Annotated in this window: 11 protein-coding genes; 1 reads left to right on the top strand and 10 read right to left on the bottom strand. The window is 38.3% G+C overall.

Translation table 11 applies throughout. The features are described 5' to 3' along the window. Positions 1–68: 68 nt before the first annotated feature. The 7 genes from D0907_RS11955 to D0907_RS11985 all read right to left on the bottom strand — a co-directional run bounded on the left by D0907_RS11955 (position 69) and on the right by D0907_RS11985 (position 8,702). Positions 69–833, bottom strand: a complete 765-nt coding sequence (locus D0907_RS11955; protein WP_118844543.1) for a hypothetical protein — start codon at positions 831–833, stop codon at positions 69–71. Further along, positions 830–1,663 carry a hypothetical protein gene (locus D0907_RS11960; protein WP_118844544.1) on the bottom strand — a complete coding sequence of 278 codons (834 nt, stop codon included), beginning with the start codon at positions 1,661–1,663 and terminating at the stop codon, positions 830–832. Before D0907_RS11960 ends, D0907_RS11955 begins: the two co-directional genes overlap by 4 nt. 100 nt (positions 1,664–1,763) lie before the next feature. After that, positions 1,764–3,182, bottom strand: coding sequence for a TnsD family Tn7-like transposition protein (locus D0907_RS11965; RefSeq protein WP_118844545.1), 1,419 nt, complete (start codon positions 3,180–3,182; stop codon positions 1,764–1,766). Between the two features lie 19 nt (positions 3,183–3,201). Further along, entirely contained in the window at positions 3,202–4,194 is a 993-nt protein-coding gene (locus D0907_RS11970) for a TniQ family protein (RefSeq protein ID WP_118844546.1), read from the bottom strand. Further along, on the bottom strand, positions 4,191–5,654 hold the full coding sequence (locus tag D0907_RS11975; protein ID WP_118844547.1) for an ATP-binding protein: 1,464 nt from the start codon (positions 5,652–5,654) through the stop codon (positions 4,191–4,193). The genes D0907_RS11970 and D0907_RS11975 overlap by 4 nt, the downstream gene beginning before the upstream one ends. Before the next feature lie 34 nt (positions 5,655–5,688). Continuing rightward, positions 5,689–7,893, bottom strand: a complete 2,205-nt coding sequence (locus D0907_RS11980; RefSeq protein WP_118844548.1) for a hypothetical protein — start codon at positions 7,891–7,893, stop codon at positions 5,689–5,691. Positions 7,894–7,907: 14 nt separating this feature from the next. Then, positions 7,908–8,702, bottom strand: coding sequence for a TnsA endonuclease N-terminal domain-containing protein (locus tag D0907_RS11985; RefSeq protein WP_118844549.1), 795 nt, complete (start codon positions 8,700–8,702; stop codon positions 7,908–7,910). Between the two features lie 408 nt (positions 8,703–9,110). On the opposite strand from D0907_RS11985, the gene D0907_RS11990 reads away from it, so the two are divergent. Next, a complete protein-coding gene (locus tag D0907_RS11990; protein ID WP_118844550.1) occupies positions 9,111–9,326 on the top strand; it encodes a DUF3892 domain-containing protein in 216 nt (71 codons plus the stop codon). 34 nt (positions 9,327–9,360) lie between these two features. Here the strand turns inward: D0907_RS11990 and D0907_RS11995 are convergent, their stop codons facing one another. From D0907_RS11995 to D0907_RS12005, 3 genes are read right to left on the bottom strand one after another with little or no spacing between them, the layout of a single operon-like run. Beyond that, complete coding sequence (locus tag D0907_RS11995) at positions 9,361–10,794, bottom strand: HNH endonuclease (RefSeq protein WP_118844551.1); 1,434 nt, start codon at positions 10,792–10,794, stop codon at positions 9,361–9,363. A 20-nt stretch (positions 10,795–10,814) separates the two neighbouring features. Continuing rightward, positions 10,815–14,066 (bottom strand): type I restriction endonuclease subunit R, encoded by a 3,252-nt coding sequence (locus D0907_RS12000; protein ID WP_118844552.1) that lies wholly within the window; start codon positions 14,064–14,066, stop codon positions 10,815–10,817. After that, entirely contained in the window at positions 14,063–17,329 is a 3,267-nt protein-coding gene (locus D0907_RS12005) for a hypothetical protein (RefSeq protein WP_118844553.1), read from the bottom strand. Before D0907_RS12005 ends, D0907_RS12000 begins: the two co-directional genes overlap by 4 nt. Positions 17,330–17,340 lie beyond the last annotated feature (11 nt).

Genomic DNA, 17,340 nt, shown 5'->3' on the forward strand with positions numbered 1-17,340 from the left:
ATTTGTTTGGTTTCTAATGTTAACTTTAGTGAGCCGCACTCATAACTTCAAGTCTCATCACCAGCCATTCATTCAAATCGTATAACTGACTGCTCAAAATCTAAAATTGGTAAGTGCTTACGAATAAACGTCATGTCCTTTTGTCTTATATAAATTTCAGTATCTAAACCAGCCGAATACCCTTTCATTCGCACACTTTGCTGCGTTAATAGAATTTCTCCGTAATAAAACCGTGAATTGATTTGGCGACTCACGTTGTAAAGCGTTGAATTACGTCCACTTAGCGCACCACCATAATGTATGACTGCCAACAGGTCTTCACGTGTAATGTTATCGAGATGAAGCTCTAAGCCGGGCGTCGTGTATCTTTTTAACCTGATCATCATTTCATGAAAGAGATGCATACCTAGACCTGCACTTTCACCGCGCACTAAATCGATAGGCTTTACATACCATGATGCCCTATTGCGGTATGCTTTTATCTGAATACACAGTTGAGGTTGGGGAGTTGAAAAGCTCAATACTTTAAACGCACTCTTCTTCAATTCATCCTTAAAATGATAGCCAAACTTTAAATCAGACTGATAGCTAAGCTTTAATTCAAAAGCCGTGTTACTTTCTTTGGGTATGATGTAAATCTCACCCCACCATGAAATCAAAATATTACAACCAGCAGCTTTAAACTCTTTAAATAACTGCTTTAGAACACTTAAGCACTCAGCCCATTCTTCATTTTTAACATCGATACCTGCTCTACCTCGTGCATGATAACTTAGAATAATGCGACGTTTTCTGGCTTTTTTAAGCTGTGATAGTAGCGTCTGAATATTCATGGTGCTGTCACTAGACTCAGGTAAAATGAAGCATCACGCTTGCCGACCTTACCTGTTTTTGTAATACCTGCCCCTCTAAAACAGATACGCCCACCATGGTAGTAGCATCCCTCAAACCGCAGAGTCGTCACTGTGCCTTTATCACTCTCAGTATATGAAATGAAATCACCAAAGCCGACATTAAACGCTTTATATATAATACGCTGTAGCAACTGCTCAATTTCAAGTTCAAACGCTTGAACCTGCGCATCAAGTTGGTTCGACTCTTCGATGACTTTAGTCAGCGCACTATCAGCATCAAGCGACAACTTATTAATACACGCTTCGTCGAGGTTTTTTAACGGCTCCTTGACCTCTTCTAGCTTCCAATATAATTCCGATAGTTCTTCGTATCGCTCAGTTTTACTTTCAAGCTCTTTTATCAGTGATAGAACAAACGGCAAGTATTGAGTATTACGAGAAAGCGATACAACTTCTGTGTCATCTAATATCACTTCCTCGATATCTACATACGGAGTGATAAAGTGCGCCTCGACTTGTGGCGACATAGTCCCTGCAAAAGCAATTTTCCTTGCCGTTATATGAAGGAATGAATCAACACCGTAGTGAAACCGCTCATGTAAATCATAAAACCAGTTCACTATCGTTGTTTTTACTACAACTTCTTGTAAATTATGCTCAAGTAGCAGTTGCCGATTTTTTAACACGCACTCTTTAAAAGCCTGTGTATACTCAACTAACGCATAACTCGGCAGAGTTAAACGATGAACAGGCTCACTCTCGTGCTCTTTAAACTGATTAACATCGAAGCAAATCACTTGATGACTCATCCATATGCCTCCGTCAGTGCTAGTTTTAGCGTCTTTTTAAGCTTTAACGTATTCAATAAAAAGACCAACCCATCTTGATAAAACACAACAAAACCACCTCTCAACCGCTCTTAAAATAAAACTTTTTGAATGAGTTCAACCATGGCTTATCGTGCTTAAATAACCACACGTATTCTTTGTCAACGCTGCGGCGTAACAATGTTATTGTAGGCGTTTTAAGTGTATACAGCGTTGCAATGAGTGCGCGCCTCGCTTGTTGACGATGACGATAAAAACGAATGCGACGCCGAAGCTCTTTAATGATTGGTTGGCCGCTCAAGACTTGCTCGACATCGCCTTTTTTTAAGTTAAATTTATTCGCAATATCAGCAACGTGTCGGCCGATTATGAGCTGAATAGTGATAGCGCGGCGAACTGCGTCGTTAATTTTGCGCTTTTGCGTTTTTAGTGGGATGGCGTGTTTTCTGGCGATATTTCTTACCGTTGCATCACTAACGTTAGCCATTACTGTAATTTGTCGAAGCGAGAGTCCTTGTCTTAAAAGCGTTAGCACAGTGTCTTGTCGCAATGCATCTATTTCAGATTGCGGTGTAATTGGCTCAGCATGAACCTCTTTCAACGGTTCTTTTTGGGTATAAGCATCAATGAAATCATCAACATGCTCAAACAAAAAAGTGCAGATTAATAAATGCTTTAATGGGTGATGGTTTGCTTCATCATTATAGAAAATGCTTGCGGGGAAAGCATACTCTGCGTCGTTTTGTAATAGCTTAAAAACGGCATCATGACTCATGCACTCATCAAAATACACTCTCATCTGTTCACGCCACAGACTGTGACGCACAAAACGCGTAGTAGCCAAGCCTTGATTGATTAACCTAACTGCATAAGTTTGCCTGAGACGCACTGGATCAAAATGATGCGATTGACTGAAGGCGTAATTAAACGATGTGAGTTTATGCTCAAGCGTTGATATGGCAAATGAGGGCTCATAGTCAATCAAAGGAAAAAGAAGCCGCTTTCGCTGTTTGGGTATAGAGACAAGCCGACAACGGTGCTTGTAACAAGTATTTGATAGTGGTAATTGATGCGCTCTCAGCCAGTAAGTTTCACCAAGTTGCTTTTCTTGCTCCTGAGCACACACAGGGCAAAATTGATGAACATCGTGACATGAAATTCGATTAGCTAACAGCCCCAGGATTTTAAATGCTTCAATACTGTTTTCTTTTAGCAACATTGCTCTAGCTTGCGCTCTGACGCTTTCTGTTGAGAATAATGTGTAGTATTGAAATAACGAGTGCTTATCAAGAAGCTCGTCGCGAGAGCAGTCACAGACTAAAGCTAAGCGATTAATGAAGGACGGTAAGATTGAATCTAACTGAATATTTTTATTATCAAATACATTCAGCATAGATTGAGATATCGATGATGACACATCATTCAGCACTAATCGCGATGCGATGCTATAAACGGTTTCCTCGGCGTAAATACGTGGGTATATTTGCTTCATTCGCATCATCAATCTCTGCTTTTATTAATTACGCGGCGTTATCATTTATCAAATCTTCAATCTCAATCGGTGAAACAACAGGCGGTACTCGTTCCATTGCTTTCGGGCTTGCAAGTGAATATTGCATTGATAAATCAAGCTCATCTTGCTTTAAAAACAGGTCGATTAACATCAAGTAAATCATCGGATGAAAGTGTTTCGCAGGGTCTAAAAACCCCATTAAGCCGACAACAGAATTCAATGGATAAAGCCCTGAAGCCAAAGGTCCCCAGCTAAAATAAGGCATAAAATGAGAGCGATTAAAGCGTTTAGCTAGTCGATTTTGAACATATTGCACTCGCTGAACATGATACGGATTCTTTCTGTCATAAGAGAAAATACATATTTTTTGATGTATCAAATTCAACGCTCTAACCTTTCGTTCTTCTTGCGGTATTTCTTTCAGCGCATCAACCCAACTCGACAAAACAGCTTCTGTTTTTAAATCGCTCTGAGACGCAGTCACAGACTCAGTGAACACTGGTGGCAGAGAAAAGTGATAAGGGTCACTTTTTTCAAGCAGCACATTGTGTTTTCGACAAACACGCTTGTAAAAGCACTGATGCGCGACATGAAAATATGTTGTACCGAACTTTTCATCGTCTTCGCGCGCGCACACTGGGCAGTAACGCCAAGACACATCTTGTGATGCGTTCAGTGCGTTATGAAACTTGAATATAGATAGCTTGTTCAGCATGTTTTCGACAGAGCTATCTTTAAAAACTGATTCATCTAAAAACAGACTGTAATCAGTGATATTTGTATACTTTTCAATGAAACGTGCGAGTGAGTATTTTGACGAAAATGACTCTGCGAGCATTGAAAATACTGGCTGCCACAAACGTCTGGGGGAGTCTAATTTTGAGTTATATTCTGACATCATCATCGTTTCAAATTTTGCAAATCGTGTCATTTGAAAATGGCGATACATTATGCTCGCAGCGTGCTCGTCGGGTAATGGGACAGGCGGCTGATAAATCATGACTCATCTCGCTTTTCATAACTTGCAACTATTGAATCAGCATCGATGACTTCGTCGCCTTCATCGATGCGCTCAACTGTACTAGCCGGCTTCAAGTGATGCGCGCTCGTTCGCTTTCGCTGAGGCTTGCGTGTGTATGCTTCAGCTTCATCATAGAACTCATCTACACCTGTAGTAGAAGATGCGCCCGCTTTTTTTATACTTTTATCTTGTGATAACAAAACACGATAGCCTTTCCGAAGATTAGAGAGCGGAGCGTGCCACGTTTCCATCCTAGCTTCATAAACTTGCTTAAGTAATTTTAAACAATTAACGTTCACGCCTTGTTTTGTGAGCGCGTGATAATTACGAATGAACGCACTTGAAAGCGCTGAGATTGCATCAGTCACACCCGCGCACAAAACAAGCAATTGCAACTTAAATTCATCACTGTAAACATCAGTACCTTTGAACAGGGAGGGCTGATAATAAGCTGAAAATAGTTCATTAAAATGTGGCGAGTCGACGCGCCACTGATTGACTTTAATATGTGCAACAGAGCTTAAGCGACGTACAGTTTGCAACTTAGTTGCTTTTGTAAGTGTTTCACTTTCATTTATTTTAAATGTAGACAATGCATCATCAGTGGTCGAGATAACGATAGGCACCCCCATCTTATTGAAAAGTGCTTCAATCTCAGGCAGCGTTGGCGCATCCTTAAAATTCGTCGAGGGGTTCAACACAAACTGTGCTTCATCAATATGTATTAAGCCAATATTGTAAACTAGCGATGCAGTTTGCATTGCGTGAAAAAGCTGATCGACTGAGTCCTTTTCTTTGATAAATGTCTTCTTAAATTTTGGGCCATCCTCAATATCAAGTACACGGACTAATTCGTTAAAAAAATTATGAGCGAGTGCTTTTCGACTTCGTGATGCTTGCATATCAAATGACATCCAGACGATTTGCTTGACGTTGAACACTTGGCTTTTGTACTCTGTATGCTCTATTACTTGCGGAAATGTACTTAAAACACGACGAATTGATACTGTCTTGCCAATGCCTGCCTTACCACTTACTAAGATACTCGGCGCGGTGGCAACATATTCAGCAGGTTGTTCAATATTGAACTTACCTCGCGCTTTTAACCGTTCACTCGCAGCATTGACAAGACGACGCTGATCCGCGGCTAACGGGTTGCGATTTAAGTAACTTTTTCGTATTTCTGTGAATACATTTTCATATATCTGGTATGACGATACTGTTGGAATATACACGAGTTTCAAGTCTTTAATGCACTCTGCCGCATCAATCGCAGATAACTCATCAAAAAATGAAGGCAAGGGCTTTAGCACTCGCATTAGTTCAATAAGCTCACTTTCAGTAAGCTCGCTAGGCAGTGCCTCCACCAAAGGATTTCCGCTGTATTTTGGTAGTTTTTGCTGCTGATAATTCGCTTTGACTCTTGTTACGTTCATCATTAGCAATTCTCACCCTTTGTTACTACATCACTCATCAATAAACACCCTCATAATCATCATCGTTCAAATCTGTATACTGAGTAGTTTGCTCAGCATCTTTAAGCTGCATAAGCGCTTTTTGCTTTTCTGCTTTTTGTCTTTGTTCATCTTCAATCATGATTGCTTTGCGTTCAGCGATGCCGCTTTGTATTGTTTTTTGCGTGTTAGGCGGCGCATCTTTGAAGTCGTTTTTTAGACGATATTCTTGAACTTGCTCGATTTCATGCTCAAAGTTGACGAGTGCATTTTCTTTTTTGTACTCAAGTACTTTTCGATGACTTTTAATTTCATCGAGTCTAAACTGAGCTTGCTGCGCCGTCATTCCTATGAAAGATTCATATTCGTCTTTTAGCGTAAGAGGTTGAAGCTCACCCAGCTCATCTTTAAAGTAAATCACGTCGACTGAGCCACCAAAACTGATAACATCAACTTTAAAATGCCCACCAACTGCTTTAGTAAACCAGCCCTGCGCTTCAGCCCATTTGCTGTGATAGCCAAGACCATTAAGTTTCACTTCAGTCCTCGCTACTGTTGCCACTTGCTTTGGCATAAGTGAGTACATGAGCTCAGGCAGTCGCTTTTGTGATATTTTAGGGCGACCTAAAAATTCATCATTCATTAGATGTGACCACATAGCTGAAGGGGTTGGTGTAACGTCATCCGTTGCCATCTCAACTGTTAACAAACGATCGCGAGCATGCATCGAGTTATGTATAGATATTGCGCGAATGATAAATCGATGAATATCGTCAATCTGAAAAATAGCTCGTTGCGATGGATGCGGAAGGCCAGCGTCACGGCCTTTTTCAACTGAGCCCGTGACATTTGAAATAAAGCTTTGAATAATGCGTAAAATATTCTCAACAGTGCCCTTAGCTGCGCCTCTAGCAGGCGGACAATAATCGACACAAGAAATACCCAGTTCATCATTTAAGACGCTCATAAATTGAGTTGGTGTATTTTCTCCGCCGTTATCAACGCGAAGTTCTTCAGGAAAATGCTGGCATGGCCAATCGCCATCATCTAGTTGAACATTATATTGCTCAGCATACACTTGCTTGTTTTGTACGCAGTTTATGAGCGCCTCGGCCACGCTCATCCACTGCGGTGCCCCAAAATTGAGTGAATACCCCATGACCAGTTGCGTTTTAACGCACACAACAATGCATATATAGACTTTCCCTACAGCTTCTCGTTTTTCTATGTTTAGCGGATAGGCAACATAAACAGTTAATTCTGTTGAGTCGGATTCACACAGCTGCCCTGCACGCTCAATGCCCTCTGCTGCGTTGCCGGTTTTATCTTTTCTGTTATTTTGATACGCTGACTTACCAATTTTTAATACTTGTTGCTGTTTTGAGTCGAATGCTTTATTAAACAAACGATTAAATTGCTGAGCATTGATTCTTTTTGAAACATCAATTACAAGCTCAAAGTGTGTTTCATTTCCTCTTTTAACGATTCGTTTAGTAGAGCAATATTCTTTCAAAAACAATGTATGCAAATGCTTTAGACAAAACTTACCATCTTTCTTGTCAACGCAATTTCTCAATGCAAGACGCTGAACCTTTAAAATATCATCTGGCTGCGTCATTCTTGTTGCCAACTCTGGTGAATTTTTTGGTTTTGGGCCTGTTTTTTTCATACCATCACGCAGGCCTTTGCTACCAATTTTTGCATAATCAATCGGTAAAAGTGCATTTTTACGAAAGCCAAATGAGATATAGTAGTTAAGCGGTCGACGAATAGCTTTTTCATTCACATTCAAGTCGATTGCATGTTGTGCAATAGCCCGGCCAGACTGGCCTAATAGATATTCCAACACAGCTTTATCTGATTGAAACGGCGTCATCAAAGACCACCTAATGTCACGCTTTTTTAACCATTTAGGGTGCTCACTCTTTAGCTGCTCATCGCTCAAACGAGAGAGAGCATCATACAAATAAAATAAAGCACAACCATCCTCGTCCAGCGACTGCTTAAAGTACTTGTGAGCAGGGTTTCTTGTCAGCGCGAGCGGCTTTTGCGGCTCTTTTTTGCGCTTCATTAACGAGAGGTTTGTTATGATAAAATACTCTGAGTACTCATCCGTCTCTTGAATGACTTTCGATACTAAAAACTCATCATCAACAGCAAACTTTGATTTGTATTTTTCAACGCCCGCTTGGGTTAATTGCAGTATGTCATTTGCAGCAAACATCAGTCTTAAACCTCTTACTCAAAGACAGGGCATAGGTTAAGTGGCTTGTGCAGTTTAATTTTCTGCGTCAAATCAATTGGTAAAACGTGTTTGAACATTGAGTTTGCAAACAACGTCATGCAATCTGATGGCTTAACTTTGAGTGACGAAGAAACGGCTTTCAAAGACTGTCGTAATGAGTGATCTGGGTGATCAATAACATCATCAAGTAAAGCGCCTACAAACTTTCTTAATTCACTATCGCTAAGTTCTGCATCGTAGTAATTAATATAATTCAGCAAGTTATGTGCTTTTATTTTTGAAATATCACCTCTCAAGACTTGCTCTGTTCGCACGCCAAATCGCTTCCAGTAAGCGGTCTCAATATCAAATTTTTGCATTGTGCGTATTTTACTGCGCGCATCGATACTGTGCTTATATGAGTAAGCAACGCGATATTGAGCGCCAGATTTATCACGATAAGTGACGAGTAAATCAGTAGTAACAACCGTCAATTCGCCGGTTAAATGTTTTCGAGGGTGGATGACGCCGTGTGTGTCAGCAATCTCTTGAGTATGAGAATAGTCAAGTGGATGTTGCTCTTTAATTTCAACAACATTCGGCTCAAACAGCTTTGTGATATAAAGATGCTTTTCACCTTGACCAAGCAAAGTGATAACTCGCTTTTGGACAGGACAAAAGAAAATAGATCGCGTTCCTATCGACATGAATGTGCTTCGAACATAAGGAATATGAACACCGCGCTTTTTAGCTTCGTTAAACGCTTTGATTCGTTTTACTGTTGATTCTGATACATATAAATCTTTCACTCTATTTACTCCAATTCTCTACTCTATTTTTAGTAATATCAGCAAATCAAAGTTAAGCAAGTAAATGTCAAAATTTATTTTTGTAACCAACTGTTTTTAAATATCTTTTTTTGGTTTAAATAGATAAAAATAAAACTAAACACTAACCATCTATTTATTACACAAAAAGATAAATTAGAAACAAAAAACAATAAAATTCAATCGTTTATTTTTTTAAAATATAAAAAACGCCCTAAAACCGCCCCTTTTTTTTGTATAAAAAACACTCTAAAAATCATTAGATCAGGTTGAAAAATAACCTGTATATCCATACATAATAAAAAGTGAGCACTGGAGGTGAAATAAGGCGTTGTACCTTTATTATTGAGTTCACTACGACTTTTAATTTTAAATTGAGGAGTAACTATTATGGCAAAAGGTAGTAGCATCAACGGTAATGGTGATGGCGAAAATGGGGAGAATCAAAGCTATACGATCACAGGCCGAGGAGAAGTATCACGCGCTCAACTTGTAAGAGAAGTTAAGCAAGGCCTACATCCTGATACACACGTTTATAAACGCGATGGTGTCGAGTACGCGAGGAACAACCCTAATCACGATAAACCTGACAATATAAATGATTAAACAGCTATAGCTGAAAAGGGATTCGGCTAGTTTATTAGTTATTTCTCGTAAAATGGTAAAAATGCTTTTTTAATAATGATTTAGAAACACTTACTTTACTACACCCCAGTTTTATTCCAGTGAAACTTTTGTAGTATATATCTCGGACTTTATCAGAAACAACAATCTCTAGGGTTTGAGGTTCAATTGATATTAAAAATCTGTCAAATAATCTATGAATATCAACTCGTAGGCATAAACCATTTTGCAAAACATTAGACTGCTGACCTTTATAAGGAATAATATGCGCAGCTTCAAGTAGAGCCTGTTCTTCACTGCCAGAAATCGCACATTTCAAATAGAAATTATCCAGAATAAGTGCCCTAAATCCTTGTTGACCAACCCTAGTTACTTGACTTCTGGTAACTCTACTTCTGTTATCTTCAGATAACGCATCTAAATCCAACTGCTCTTTTTGAGCAGATTTGTGTAAACTTTCATGTTCATAAAGCTCATCATCTATCTCGTCAAAATCGAAATCCAAGTCAAGAATTTGAGGGTGTTCTAGAAAAGCTTTCCAGTGCTTCTTTTGGTTATCAATTTTATTGGCATAACGAATAATTGCTAAAGCTTCACACGCTGCCGAAACTGAATTAAAGGAGTAATCCCTGTCTTCCCATAAACTTATAATTCGCCTAAGAGGTAACTGAACTAGTTGCGAGCGACTATATTTTTTTCTATCAAATGGATTAATAGCTTTAATCGATTTTAAGCTTTCTTTGTTATCTTCATGAACAAAGTTATTACCTTTCAACTTACTTTCTAAATCAACAATAGATTCATGATTTAAATAACTTTTCCACCCTTTATAACTATCAACATTACCATCATTAACATCCATCAGAGCAAGTACTTCTGCTGCGGCTTCTTTTGTGCCACATAATTGATGCCTGTGTAGCCAAACTTGTGAAATTTCATCGAGACTAAGTTCACTTACATCCTCTGGGTCAAAAACAAACAGGTGAAGTGGTAACTCATCTCTTTGGCTACTTGAGTCGGGATCTTTTTTCTGAAGCTTATCTACCTCGTAAGTGTATGTATGCGATGTTATAAGCGAAGCATCACTGTCTATTTCGAATGAACTACTCAGATATGAATCAAATCTATCCTTAGCTAGAAGATACCGCTCTACATTAAACTTAGGACCATAACTTTTCGTTTCAAGCTTTTTGCTAGCTAACTTTCTATTACTTTTTTTCTTACTTATTTCATAGTTACTTTTAGCGCGTTCAAAGTCTAATGAACTTAAAAATTCAGTCATAGAGTCAGTGGCATATGTATTTTCATAAGCTATACGAAATGCTTTCTTTTCAGCTTTACTTAGCTTAATTTTGCTCTTAGCAAAACACTGAAAGGCCTCATTGATACTATTACCTTTTGAATGGAGCGCTAAAACTTCCTGTTTTATTTTTAAAGAAAAATGTTCCACTTTTTACCTTCAACTTAGCTCTAAGCCGCTCTATTCTTTTTAAAGTTCTCAGCTTGTTCGAATATCTCTTTATAAACTTCATCACGATCAACGGGTGGGTAGCCAAATTTAGCTAACAACATGATCAGGTCTACTTTTAGTTCAGCTTTTATATCGTCACGCTGGCTCCAGTCAGTGTACTTTGCTTTGTCATCAACAACATCTTTAACTGCTTTAGCTAAGTCTAGAAGTTTGTCTTCTGGGTATTGGAAATCATATTTAATCGCCAATGCCATTAAAATATCGTAAAAAGCTTTTTCTTCTAGGTTTATACCCATATCGGCGAACGAACCCATTTCAGACTTGAGGTCTTGATACATATTGATGATTTCATCAGAGAAGTCTTCAAGCACTTCACTGACTAATACATCCTCTTCTTTGCGCTCGTTATATCTATCAACTAATGATTTAAAGCGAGCAGAAAAATCGACAGCTTTAAGCTTGTTTACTTGCTTAAACTCGCCAATTGCCTTTGCCAACATCTGCTGAAGTAGCTTGATTTTGGTATTGGGAAGCTTAATTTTTTCAATTTTTGCCAAATAATCATCATCGAAGATATCAACGCCATCTTCGCCTTGCCCTAGCTTGAAGATCTCTTCTACTCCGTCACTTTTGAGTGCGTCAGAAATCATTTCTCGTACCTTGGCATTCATTTGTGCAGTATCAGGCGCATTACCTTTTGTGAGCTTGTAAACAATAGAACGAACAGCTAAGTAAAAGTGAATGTAATCACGCTCTTTCTGCGATAGTTTTTCACTACCACAGCACACGTCATAAGCGGTTTTCAATCGCTTAACTAATGCCATAAAACGGTGTTCAAGTTTTTGCGTTCGTAACACAAACTCAGCGGCATTGTTGAGGCAATTAAGTTGAGCAACAGGCTGTCCGGTGAAGTATGGCGACTCATCAAAGTGATGCATGAGTTTGCCCAATAAATCTAAATGGTCTTTAACAACAATAATTGACTGAGCAATATCCTCAAAATTGGTTTCATCCGTTTTTGAATACATGGCCAACGCTTTATTCATTTGCGTTTTGATGCCGATATAGTCAACAACTAAACCTTTATCTTTCCCTTCAAACTTACGATTAACACGCGATATAGTTTGAATTAAGTTGTGACGTTGGATTGGTTTGTCGATATAAATAGTATCGAGGAATGGCACATCAAAGCCTGTTAGCCACATATCGACAACAATGGCGATTTTGAAGTTAGACTTTTCATTTTTGAATTGGCGATCTAACTCTTTACGATACTCTTTAGTACCTAGCAAATCCCACAATTCTTTAGGGTCATCCTTGCCACGAGTCATCACCATTTTGACTCGTTCCATTGGTTTAATTTTTTTGCGTTCTTGCTCTGTTAGCTCTGCGCCAGCTTCGCATTCAAGTACTTCAAACCAATCTGGGCGGAGACCTTTTAATTCTTGATAAAATGAATAAGCAACCTCTCGCGCAGAGCTTACAAACATTGCTTTACCTTTTATGGTAGAGCCTTCTTCAATACGAGATTCATAATGGGCAACACAATCTTTGGCCAACGCGCTAATACGATCTGGATCGCCCAAAATAGCAGTCATATTAGCGGAAGCTTTTTTACTTTCTTCAATCTGATGCTCATTACTTCCTTCATCAGCACACTGCTGATAATAAGCTTCTATTTCTTCTAATTTCGCGTTATCTAAAATGACCTTGGCCGCTCGACCTTCATAAACGATTCTAACAGTGATCTCATCTTTCACTGATTCTGTCATGGTATAAGCATCTACAACTTGACCAAACACATCAAGCGTGGCATCAACAGGCGTTCCAGTGAAACCTACAAATGTCGCATTAGGTAATGAGTCATGGAGGTATTTGGCAAAACCGTAAGTTTTCTTAACATCCTTTTCCGTCACTCTCACTTTCTGATCTAGGTTAGTTTGACTACGGTGCGCTTCATCAGAGATACAAATAACATTGCTTCTATCCGTTAGCAGCTTTGTATCTTCAGTGAATTTATGAATAGTCGTTAAGAACACACCACCACTATTACGGCCTTGAAGCAGTTCACGTAAGTGGTCTCGGCTTTCAACGGCAACAACTGTTTGATCACCAATATATGATTTTGCATTAGAGAATTGTTGTGATAGCTGATCATCCAAGTCAGTGCGGTCGGTAATTAACACAATAGTTGGGCTCTCAAACTCAACGCTTTTCATCAACAGTCGTGATAAAAACTGCATGGTAAAACTCTTACCACAACCAGTTGCGCCAAAGTATGTACCACCTTTACCATCACCTTCAGGTTTTCTGGCAAGCTTAATATTGTGGTAAAGCTTTCTAGCCGCATAATACTGAGGATATCGACAGACGATTTTTACTTCAGCTTTTGATGAATCAGGAAAGTAAATGAAGTTGCGAATTACATCCCGCAGGCGAGCTTTATTAAATAACCCTTGCAACATAGTGTGCAGCGAATTGATTCCATCTTTTTCTATCGATTCATTGCCCGTTACCTTGCGCCATGCATAGAAAAACTCATAAGGTGCATAAAGGCCACCCATTTTATTGTTTACGCCATCACTGATAACACAAAAGGCGTTGTAGACGAATAAGGCAGGAATATCCCTGCGATAGCGAGTATTTAACTGAACATAAGCATCATAAATAGAGGCTTCTTCTTCACGAATAGCGCTTTTAAATTCAAACACCACCAACGGCAAACCGTTGATGTACAAAATGCCATCAGGGATGCGCTTCTCGCCATCAACGCCTTCAATCTCAAGCTGGTTAACTATCTTGTATATATTAGCATCATTATAGCTTGTCGATTTCTCAGCGACTTTAAGTAATTCAGGTGAGCTTTCCTTTACTAAATCTGGTAACAGGCTTTCAACAACGTTGGTGTAATCGACTAATTGGATATAGAGATCTTTTTGCGAGTAATGCTCTCCATTAGCTGAAGGCTCTCGTTTTAACAAAAAGCCATCACTTAGCCATTTACAGAAGGTTTTATTACTGTCGTATAAGTCACTAGCTGGCAAAGACTCAATTTGCTTGATAATGGAATCAATCTCACCAGCGGTGATATTGTCTGCTTGATACTTATCAGCTAAAAATTGGCGCAAATCATCTTTAATCAAAACCTCAGTATTACTACGAGTAAGCTCATTACCGGGCACGTAAGGAAAACCTTGTTCACCAAGTAATTCAATAATGGCAGCTTCTAGCTGTGCCTCTGTAAATTTCATCTCTCGTCTCCTTCGCTCTTCACAGAGGCTTTAAAGTAAGGCTGTTCTGAGGCTAGTGACACATCCATTCTATATCCCATACTTAGCTCTCCCAAAGCAGGCTTATCCTTATCACTTTCGTAAGAAACTTCTACAAATCGATTATCTTCAATTTTATAAAAGTTAATATTTTCAAATAAATTTTTAGATGTTAACAATGCAAACTTAGCATCAGAAAATCTCAATCGATAAGTTTCAATACCATCTAGGTGGCAAATATAATCAGGACCATAACCATCAAAATATTCAACATTAAAGTCAGAGCTTTCATCAGGGCTATATCGTGACTTTCGAATCTCGATATTTAACTGATGATCACCAATAAATAAGATTGGTTTATCAATTTTTTTAGAAGAGTTGATAAGTGCCTTTATAATTTTGCTATTTGAATCAAACTCAATAGGCTTAACATCTTGATAGTGAACTAAGTACCTCATTATGCGAATATTTAGATCATTATCAACGGCATCTCTCAGCCACTCATCTTCATTAATAACTCGATTAGTTTCTAGCCCAAGAGCTACTCTTTCCTTAGGGTATTGCGTAACATTTGCAGAATAGAATTTGCCTTCATTTTGTTTGAGAGACGAACTAATAGTATTAAATAGTTTTACTGGGTAACTGGGCGATACGTGTAAACTATTGATTGACTCAGAGCATGAAAAACCAAATTGTTTTAATAGTTCTTCATCTATTCGAGCATCAATAATCGCTTGAGATTGGCGATTATCAAGTTGCTTAATCACTTCATTAATCGAGTCATTAAAATAAGACTTCTTATCTTCAAAATCACCATCAGAAATAAGTATTGAACTTTCGATCTCATTCGCCACTTTAAGCCATTCATTGAGGTCGTTTTTAATAGCATCTCTATCTAAATGCCTAAATACATCAGAGAAAATAAGCTCTACCCAACGGCTACTTAGCTGCCATTTACTTGTCGATAACGTAATCGCAATTTCAACAAATGCTTTATTTATACTTCTGGGATCATTTACTCCCCACCCAGAATAAATTCTGCCAGAAACCTTTTTACTTTCATTAACCCTTCCGAAAGAATCAAGAATTTTGGTTAACCAAGCACCATAGCCTCTTTCGTCATAATGACCGTGATTTCTTTGCCTTATGTACGCCCCCAATATATCGCTAGGCGAGTTACACGCTTTCATAGCGTTGTCTATTCCCCCCGTTGGATGAATAGGCGAGCCATTCAATAAAGCAAAAACATATTCTTTTATTTTTTCATCATCTTCTGAATTGGGCCTTAACAACATATAACAAGCGGTTAAAACTCGAATATCAAATGTGGTATTGGCTACAGCCAGCTCAAAAGCAACATCTGCCTTATAACCTTCATTATTAGTAATTACAGCCCAAAGCTCGTTATCTGGATCTACATTTAAAGTTGAATGAGTAATTATTTGCGAATGCCAGCTATATTCTTCATGCCTGTATCGATCAAAAGAAAACTTTCTAAACCAGTTATTAAGCATATCAACGCCCCAACCAGCAGCTTCTACGTTTCCATATCGTAAAGCGGTAATAGGCATATGAGCAGTATACTCAAGATGAGCCAGAAAATATGGCCAGTTTTCAATAGACTCTACAGAGCGTTTTGAGCGAAGCTCAATATAATCAAGCCAGCCTTCCCATGATCCAACAAAATCAAATAAAACATCTTCATACTTATTGGCAATACGAAGGTCAGGTGAATGAGAAGAGTATGAACGCCACTCCATCAACAACGACCACATAAAGTAGCTACCCTGAATTAATGACACACCTTCTTTCACTATCTTTTGATCACGATGGCTAAAGATTCGTTTGTGCAAATAAATAGCTTGAACATAAAATTCAGTATTTTCAGGAATTAATTCTGTTGCAGCTTTTGATAGTAAGTAGTATTCAGTTAACAGCTCATCTAAATAACTTCTGCTAAACCATCCTGAGTTTGGTAGTAATAACCAATTATCTTCTTTATTATCATTAATAAAACCAATGGCTGAAGCTATTTGACAATGCCAATATGAAATATCGTTCATAGCAATTTTAAATGCGGAAATATCTTTATCCCTTATAGCATCTTGAGCTTCACCAATGATGCCCTGAACAATAAAAACGAGGCTTTCAGCATCTAATACGTTTTCTTCTGAAACTGTTTTAAAACACTTCTTGAGTAGCCAACATGTCAACTTGTTAAAATTAATATTGCTATATTTAATAAGATTCAATTTCTTGGATTTTGATTGCCAATAAGGGTTAATAACAATTACTGGCTTTGCGCTTTCTTTCTTTCTAAATAACGACCAGCCTTGGTTAGCAAGCCACTTACTAACAGCTAAGTCTAAAAGCCAATGAGCTAGTTTTAGCTTTAATGTCTGGATACCTATGATGGCATTCAACAAGCGGAAGTTAACGTTTTCAACTGAATGAGGAGAGTTTAATTGAATATCAATTTGTAGCATCTCCTCATCGGAAAAATGATAGGTTACGACCGACAACACACCTGCTTCATTGTTTGTGAGTAACTTATTGTTGATTGCGTTTTCTAATAATAAGCCTTTTAATCTGTTTCGAATATCTTGCTCACACCACTCATGGATTGTGTAACGCATCATTAATTTTTTTGCAGATTTTTCATCTAGTAACTTAAAAGTGCTTATAAAAAACCAAATGGTTAACGCCACATTCAACATCATCCAAATGACGGATGTCAGGCATAAAGCAAGGTAAGAAGAATCAGATAAACTAGCACTTAACAAAAAGCTAATAAGAATAAATATAGCGAGTAAAAAACCACTAAGACCTGCAAACATAACGCCTGAGTATTTTTTATAAACAGGAATTAACGTTTTTTTAGACGACTTATTCTGGAAAAGTAGACTTACCAAGCCGATAGCTAACGGATAAATGACAGCGGCAATGGTAAGCTGAGCCGTAAATAATATGTCTTGCCATTCAATCAACTTTTTCCAATGAGGAAAATATTTAAATGTAGCTTTTGCGAGGTCAACTTCCCAAATTAGCAAGTTTGATGAGACTAAGCAGGACAATACAAATAGTAAACAAGCATAATAAATATAACGCTTTGACCATGTTAAAATGTTACTTTCAACAATGGTCCATCGACTATCTAGAAATGATTTGTTTTCATATAGCGACTCTTTAATGTTTTTATCTACGTTATATTGAAGCGTATTAAATATTTTTCCTAACCAACTCAAATTCTAAGTTC

Origin of the sequence: Pseudoalteromonas lipolytica (assembly GCF_003515105.1) — a bacterium.
GTDB classification, from domain to species: Bacteria; Pseudomonadota; Gammaproteobacteria; order Enterobacterales; family Alteromonadaceae; genus Pseudoalteromonas; species Pseudoalteromonas lipolytica.